This window comes from Jatrophihabitans sp., from assembly GCF_036389215.1.
Classification (GTDB): Bacteria; Actinomycetota; Actinomycetes; order Mycobacteriales; family Jatrophihabitantaceae; genus Jatrophihabitans_A.
Map to the genome: position 1 here is coordinate 1 of NZ_DASVQG010000279.1, position 6217 is coordinate 6217.

Below are 6217 nucleotides of genomic sequence, written 5' to 3' on the forward strand. Positions count from 1 at the left end.
CGGCTTGTTCCCGGTGACCGCCCGCGGCACTGCCTAACGGAGTGCTCAGTCGGCGCCGGTGGGCACCCAGTACCGCAGCTCGCCGCCCCGCTCGTCCTCCAGCACGCCGCCGTTGGCCTCGATCACCTTGCGGGAGGCGATGTTGTCCGCGTCGCAGGTGAGCAGCGCCTTCTCGATGCCGAAGGCCGCTGCGATCGGCAGCGCGGCCCGCAGCATCGCCGTGCCGTGACCGCGCCGCCGGGCCTTGGGCGCGACGTCGTAGCCGATGTGCCCGCCGTGCTCGAGCAGGGCCGGGGTCAGTGCGTGCCGGATCCGGATGGCACCGAGGAACTCCGGACCCTCGGCCCACCAGTAGGTGCTGCTGTGCACCCAGCCGGCCGGCGGCGGCTGCGAGGTGTCGCCCTGGGCGAGCAGCTCGGCCAGGAACCGTTCGAGACCCTCCTCGGTGTGCCACTGCTCGGCGTAGTCGCGCAGCTGCCGGCCGAGCGCGGAGTCGTCGTCCGGACCGCCCCGGCCCTCGGCGGCGAAGTCGGCCATCGCCGCGCGGAAGGACGCGGCCAGAACGGCGCTGGGTAGCACAAGCTGGGGCATCGGACCATGGTGGCGCCCGCCCCGCTATCCGGCCAGCGAATTTCCGGCCTCGGCGGCGCGCAACCACTCCACCTGCGCAGTCACGGCGGCCATGATCTCGTCCGTGACCGACCGGAGCACCTCGGCGGTCGGCTCGACGTCGCGGTACTTCGACAGGTCCACCGGCTCGCCGACGCTGGCCTCGTGCCGGTGCCGGGGAATCGGCCGGAACCTGCCCCGCCGCCCCAGCGTCCGGTGCGCGCCCCACTGGCCGATCGGGATCACCGGGACGTCCGGGCAGGCGAGGGCAAGCCGGGCGACGCCGGTCTTGGCCGGCATCGGCCAGTAGTCGCAATCGTTGGTGATGGTGCCCTCCGGGTAGATGATCACGCATTCACCGTTGCCCAGCGCCTGCTCGGCCGCGCGTAGCGAATCGGCGGCCTGGCTGCTGGAGCGGTAGACCGGAATCTGGCCGGCGCCGGCCATCATCCGCCCGATGACCGGCCAGCCGAACACGCTCGACTTGATCAGGAAGCGCGGGATCCGGCCGGACTGCCAGATCATCCTGGCCATCGTCGCGGTGTCGGCCTGGGAGATGTGATTGACGGCGATCAGGACGCCGCCGCGGGCCGGAATCCGGTCCAGGCGATGCCAGCGGACCTTGAAGAGCAGCGAGACGAGCGGATAGAGGATCACGACGCACAGCCGGATCCAGAAGCCGGCCTTGGGCCTGTGTGCGCGGGTCATCGGCTCCTCCTCCGCGGCTGCTCCGGATAGGTCATTCGTACCCTCCCACAGGGATCAGCTGACCGGTGGGGCCCATCGGCCGGCGTCCGCGCTGTGACCGCCGGGCTGGCATGGGCGTCGGACTAGGATGATCGAGGCTCGCGAGCGGCTGCTCGCGCCGGCCGGCGTGGCGCAACTGGTAGCGCACCCGACTTGTAATCGGGCGGTTAGGAGTTCAAGTCTCCTCGTCGGCTCTACCGTCTGGACCCCCAGCAAATCCCAGACGTTCGGATCGCCGGTGCGGTGCGTGAGGCGTCCGCACGCTCCGCGACCTGACGGCCAGGACAGAACAGTGCGGCGGCGACCCGAAGGTCGCCGCCGCACTGGCGTACTGCTGATACCTCAGGGATTACTGGACGACCCCCAGGGCGTTCACGATGCCCGCTCCGTAGAACCCGTTGAACTCCGGGGTTCCGACGCAGGTGGCGGTGAACTCGGCCGAGCGGCCGACCTGGGTGTAGGACTGCACACCGCCCGCGGGGCAGGCGTGGTCGGTCGCGGTCGAGGCCAGCAGGGCCGCCACCGCGGCCGGAGCCATGGTCAGGCCGCGATGCGCGTCGGCGTCCTTGGACCCGTGCGCGCTGACCGCGAGGGCGGCGACACCGGCAGCGTGCGGCGATGCCATCGAGGTGCCCTGCAGGTACTGGTAGAAGCCGCACTCACCCTCGTCGTTGCACGACTTCTTGACACCCAAGGCGGTGCCAGCCGGGGTGATGTTGCCGTCCGCGTCGACCAAGCCCTCGTTCTGGAGCACGTGGGTCGGTGCCGTGGAGAGGATCTCGTTCTCGTTCGTGCGGTACGACGGGGTTCCGAAGCCATCGCGGAACCAGCCACCAGGCGCGGACACCTCGATCTCACCGGAGGTGAGGTCGGTGGTGTAGTTGGAGTAGTCCGCCTTCCGGCTCGACGGGCCGAGGGAGGAGACGCCGATCACGTGCGGGCCCTCGACCGGCAGGTTGAGGCAGGTGGCGTTGCTGATCGTGCGCTCGTGGGTGGGTGCGCCGTAGTCCGGGCTGGAGAAGTCGTGGCGCGGGTTGGCCAGATCCTCGTGGTTGTTGCCCAGCGCGCCGACCAGCGTCACGTCGTGCCCGTTGGCGTAGTTGAGCGCGCGAGTCATCCCCTCGATGATCACGGCCTGGTCGGCCGCCTCGGCGGGGCTGTCCTCCGGCGCTCCGCCGGCACAGTTGTACAACCACGGGTCGACGTAGAAGGACATGTTCACCACGTCGATGCCGATGTCGCCGGCGTAGGTGAGGGCGTTGGTGACCGGGCCCAGGAAGAAGTAGCCGCTGTCCTGGCCGCCACGGATGTTGACCAGGGTGGCGCCCGGCGCGACGCCGCTGAGGCCCATGCCGTTCAGCGCGGCCGCGATGGTGCCGGCGGTGTGCGTGCCGTGACCGTTGTCGTCCCAGTCCGCCGGGTCGACACAGCCCGCGAACTCACACGGGCCGTCGATGTCGGTCATGTCCGTGGTGAAGTTGCGGGACAGCTTCTTGCTGAAGTTAGAGTGCAGGTCCGGGTGGCTGCCATCAACACCGGTGTCCAGGATGCCGACGGTGACCCGGTGGTCACCGATCTCGATCGCGTGGGCCGCGGGCGCGTTGATCATGTCCATGCCCCACAGCAGGTCGTCCAGCGGGTCACCGGGCCGGGAGCTGCCCTTCTGTGAAGACGCGCTGGAGGCACCGGCGGACAGCCCGGCCTCGTTCTCGACCGCATCGTGGTGAGCGGATGCCTTGGGGCTGAAGCCGATCGATCGGTCCCGGGCGACGCCGTCGACGCCCGCGAGCCCGCGGGTCCGGGGCGCGAACGCGGTGTCGCGCGAGGTGACCGTGATCAACCCGATCGCCTGGTTGACCGAGGTGACGCTCGCGCCGCCGGCGCTGAGCTGGTCGGCCAGCGCCTGGGCTGACTGGCCGGTGCCCGCGAGGACCACGTAGGACGCCGCCGCGCCCTGGCTGGCGCTCTGTGACGCGGCGCCGGCGGTGCCGACGGTGGCCAACGCGGGTACGGCCAGGGCGGCCGCCGCTACCGCAATAATTATTCGGGATCTGCGCATATCGGGAATGCTCCTCCTTCGGGGCGCAGAGGGCGCCCACATATGGCGTCAATGTATGCACCGGACAGCAAAATAGGAACCCCCTGTGAAAGCAGTGTTCGAATCTGGCGTTCGATTCGCCCGGATAACCGCTGTTCGTCGGCTAGCGGTGCACGATCTGAGCGGCGTCTGACCCCTTCGGCAGGTGCTTGGCGACCTCACCGGCCAGGACGGTGATCGCCTTGCGCGCCCGCGCCGAGGTCACCGGGCTCGACTGCCAGGTCAGCACCACGACCACCGGCTGGGTGATCGAGGCCGGTGCCGCGGCCGAGCCCGGTACTGCCGCGAACTGTGGAACCGTCAGCAGCTGGCTGGTCGCCGTATGGCTGAACCGGGCCGCCGCGGCGCTGGGGTAACCGCCGTACTTCGCCGTCCAGCCGGTGGCGATCCGGACGTTGCCCGGTGCGGTGGGATTCGGCCGTGGCACGAAACCCCAGGTGCAGACGTCATGGGGGCCGTTGAGGTATCGGTACACCTTGTGCCCCACCGCGTCGGCGACCACGGCGTCGGTCACGGCGGTGCACGGCGCTACCCAGGATGTTTTCGCGGTGGGTGTCGTCGCCGAGCTGATCCGGCTGGCGAACAGGTTTCCGGCGGCGTCCGCGCCTTCTCGCCAGAGCCGCTGGCCGGGCCCGCTGATCATCGACAGGACGAGCGCCACGGACAGCAGCGCGCCGGCCAGCCGGCGCAAGGACACGGCCGGCCGGGGGAAGGAGACGGTTCGGCGGCGCCGGCCCGACCCGTGCTTCGGAGGGGTCGGCTTCGGTTTCGGCCGGGCCGGCGCCGGCCTGGAGCTGCCGGTACGGCCGAGCATCGGGGCGATCGAGACGAACGCCGGGTCGGTGGCCGAGGGAAAGCAGGTGGCCATCCGCGCGCTCTCGCCCGCGAGATCGACTCCGCCGGGCTTTCGGGGCCGGGCCAGCAGCCACTGCGCCAACTGGCCGACGGGCACCACGTACACGCCGCGGACCGTCCTCGGTTCGCCGAACTCCGCCGAGTGCTCGCCCGCCAGGCAGACGACCGGCTCGATCACCGAGGAGATGCTCGTCTCCATCTGCGCGGCCATCCGGCGGACGTTGTCGAGCTTGCCGTCGAGCAGCGAGTGACCGCCACTGGGAATCCGCTGGCGCAGGCTGCCGTCCTCGACCGTCACCATGCCGGACCAGTTCTTGGCATCGATGAGGTAGTTCCCCGCTACCGACACCACGACGTGGTCGAGATTGATCCGGGACTGCCGCGGGTAGAGCAGCCGGTCATGCAGCACCCGGCAGTGCTCGCCCTCCAGCGGAGCCAGCGCCGCGGCGACCCGTTCCTCGCCCAGCACGCCGGCCTCCCACCGGCCGGCGCTCGATTCCATCCGGTCCGCCTTGAGACGGGCCTCGGCGGCCTGCTTTCGCAGCGCTTCGGCCTTCTCCCGCGCGGACCCACCCTCGGCGCCCATACCTCTCCTCGTCGTCCCTTCTGTAATCGACAGGCAGCGAACCGAGTCAAGGCATGCCGGGCCCCGAAACGCGGGCTGGTTCGTGCTCCGGACGTCGTCCGAAGCTCACCCGGTAACGTGCTGTTCAGCTCGCAGCAGCCGGGTGACCCTCGAGCAGAAGGGCCTCCATGAGAGTCGCACTGTTCGCAACCTGCCTGGTGGACGGCCTGTTTCCCGAGGTCGGCCGGGCCACGGTGCGGGTGCTGCGGCGGCTGGGGCATGAGGTGGCCTTTCCGCCGGAGCAGTCCTGCTGCGGGCAGATGCACCTGAACACCGGCTATCCCGCCGAGGCGCTGCCGTTGATCCGTCGCCACGTGCGGGTGTTCGAGGAGTTCGACGCCATCGTGGCGCCCAGCGGATCGTGCACCGGCTCGATCCGGCATCAGCACGCCGACACTGCCCGCCGGTTCGGTGACCAGCGGCTCGCAGCAGCCGCCGACGCGGTCGCCGCCCGCACCTACGAGCTGTCGGAATTCCTGGTCGACGTCGCCGGGGCCACCGACGTCGGCGCGTACTTCCCGCACCGGGTGACCTATCACCCGACCTGCCACTCGCTGCGGCTGCTGCGGGTCGGCGGCAAACCGATGGCGCTGTTGCGGGCCGTCGAGGGGATCGAGCTCGCCGAACTTCCCGCCGCCGAGTCCTGCTGCGGTTTCGGGGGCACCTTCGCCCTGAAGAACAGCGCGGTCTCCTCGGCGATGCTGGCCGACAAGGTCTCGGCGGTGCGGGCCACCGGTGCGTCGGTGTGCTCGGCGGGGGATTCCTCGTGCCTGATGCACATCGGCGGCGGGCTGTCCCGGTTGCGGGTCGGTGCTCGAACCCTGCACCTGGCGCAGATCCTGGCCAGTACCCGTTCCGAGCCGGTGCCGGTATGACCTACCTCGGCATGCCCACCGCACCTGCCGGGGTGGGGCAACTGCGAGGTTCCGAGCCGTTCCCGCGGGCGGCCGAGGCAGCGCTGGGCAACGATCAGCTCCGGCGCAACCTCGCCAACGCCACCAGCACCATCCGAGCCAAGCGGGCCGCCGTGGTGGCCGAGGTCGATGACTGGCAGGAGCTGCGGGCTTCGGCCGCGGCGATCAAGGACGACGTGCTGGCACACCTGGACAGCTACCTCGTGCGGCTGGAGGAGCGGGTGACCGAGCGCGGTGGGGTGGTGCACTGGGCGCGTGATGCGACCGAGGCCAACCGGATCGTCACCGGCCTGGTCATGGCGACCGGCTCCCGCGAGGTCGTGAAGGTCAAGTCGATGGCGACGCAGGAGATCGGCCTGAACGAGGCGC

At 70.4% G+C, this 6217-nt stretch carries 5 protein-coding genes, 1 tRNA gene and 1 pseudogene; 3 read left to right on the plus strand and 4 right to left on the minus strand.

All coding sequences use genetic code 11. The features are described from left to right. Positions 1-45 precede the first annotated feature (45 nt). Both VF542_RS15595 and VF542_RS15600 read right to left on the minus strand, forming a co-directional pair. On the minus strand, positions 46-591 hold the full coding sequence (locus tag VF542_RS15595) for a GNAT family N-acetyltransferase (protein WP_408652614.1): 546 nt from the start codon (positions 589-591) through the stop codon (positions 46-48). A 24-nt stretch (positions 592-615) separates the two neighbouring features. Further along, a complete protein-coding gene (locus tag VF542_RS15600) occupies positions 616-1317 on the minus strand; it encodes a lysophospholipid acyltransferase family protein (protein ID WP_408652615.1) in 702 nt (233 codons plus the stop codon). Between the two features lie 160 nt (positions 1318-1477). On the opposite strand from VF542_RS15600, the gene VF542_RS15605 reads away from it, so the two are divergent. Next, positions 1478-1550, plus strand: a tRNA-Thr gene (locus VF542_RS15605). A 155-nt stretch (positions 1551-1705) separates the two neighbouring features. Here VF542_RS15605 and VF542_RS15610 read toward each other — a convergent pair. Beyond that, the gene (locus VF542_RS15610) at positions 1706-3415 is read right to left on the minus strand and encodes a S8 family serine peptidase (protein ID WP_408652616.1); all 1710 of its coding nucleotides are present in this window, start codon (positions 3413-3415) and stop codon (positions 1706-1708) included. 142 nt (positions 3416-3557) lie between these two features. Continuing rightward, on the minus strand, positions 3558-4895 hold the full coding sequence (locus VF542_RS15615; RefSeq protein WP_408652617.1) for a nuclease-related domain-containing protein: 1338 nt from the start codon (positions 4893-4895) through the stop codon (positions 3558-3560). A gap of 167 nt (positions 4896-5062) precedes the next feature. Between VF542_RS15615 and VF542_RS15620 the strand changes: the two genes are divergently transcribed. After that, positions 5063-5809, plus strand: a complete 747-nt coding sequence (locus VF542_RS15620; protein WP_408652618.1) for a (Fe-S)-binding protein — start codon at positions 5063-5065, stop codon at positions 5807-5809. Beyond that, positions 5806-6217 (plus strand): annotated as a pseudogene (locus VF542_RS15625) ((4Fe-4S)-binding protein); the annotation flags it as partial. The gene VF542_RS15620 and the pseudogene VF542_RS15625, both read left to right, overlap by 4 nt.